The following is a 932-nucleotide window of genomic DNA, read 5'->3' as shown; positions in this document are numbered from 1 at the left end:
GTCGATGAGGTTGCGCAGCAGCCGTTCGTATGCGTCGGGGTCTCCGTGTGCGTGTGCGGGGGCGGTGCCGTCGCAGGTGAGGGTCAACGGCCGTTCGCCGAGGGGATATTGCTCGACGAGCCGGGAGGCGAGGGCTGTCATGTCGACGGTTTCCGAGCTGGTCGCGGGGGCGCGGGTGTCGAGGCGGGCGAGGAGGAGCAGGTCTTCGGCGAGGGCGTGGAGGCGGCGGGTCTGTCGCGCGGCGGTGGTGGCCGCGGCGGGCCAGTCGGTGCGTTCCGGGTAGGCGAGTGCGACTTCCAGACTGGCCAGCAGTGTGGTGAGGGGGCTGCGCAGTTCGTGGGCGGCGTCCGCCACGAAGCGGCGTTGCTGGGCGGCGGCGTCGTCGAGGCGTTGCAAAGTGGCGTTGATGGTGGTGGCCAGGGTGGTGATCTCGTGTCCCGTGGCGGGGACGGTGACGCGTTCGCGGGGGTCGCTGGCGGTGACCGAGGCGGTGAGGACGCGGATGGCTTCGACCGGTCGCAGCGCGATACGGACGGCGAAGTAGGCGACGGCGGCGATCAGCGCGAGGCCGACGAGCCCGGCCCGCAGCAGCAGTCGGTCGGTGGCCTCGGTGATCGCCTCGGCGATGTCCTCAGCCGCGTGCGGGAGCACCACCACATGGACCCGCAGCCGGGCGTCCGCGGCGACGCCCAGAGCGGCGGCTCTGTCGCTGCTCAGTTCATCGGCCCTGACATCGTCGTACATGACCAGGTAGGTCCCACCGTCCTTGCCGAACCGGTCCCCGGGCTCGGAGTCGTGGCGCGCCGGTATGCGCATGGGGCGGGTCGTGTAGCTCCACACCGCCCCGTCGTCCGGTGGTGCGGGCGACTCGGCCTTCGGCGGGGCGGGCAGCACATGGCGGGTGCCGGGATCGAACTCCTCCATGCCTCCGC

General features: G+C 72.0%; 1 protein-coding gene. It reads right to left on the bottom strand.

Going from position 1 to position 932, the window contains the following annotated elements:
* Window positions 1-932: histidine kinase dimerization/phospho-acceptor domain-containing protein (locus tag IH13_RS0105210; RefSeq protein WP_031081401.1), on the bottom strand; the 932-nt coding region annotated here is incomplete at both ends.

It is taken from the genome of Streptomyces sp. NRRL WC-3549 (genome assembly GCF_000721935.1).
Classification (GTDB): domain Bacteria; phylum Actinomycetota; class Actinomycetes; order Streptomycetales; family Streptomycetaceae; genus Streptomyces.
This window is presented reverse-complemented; position numbering and strand designations above follow the sequence as displayed.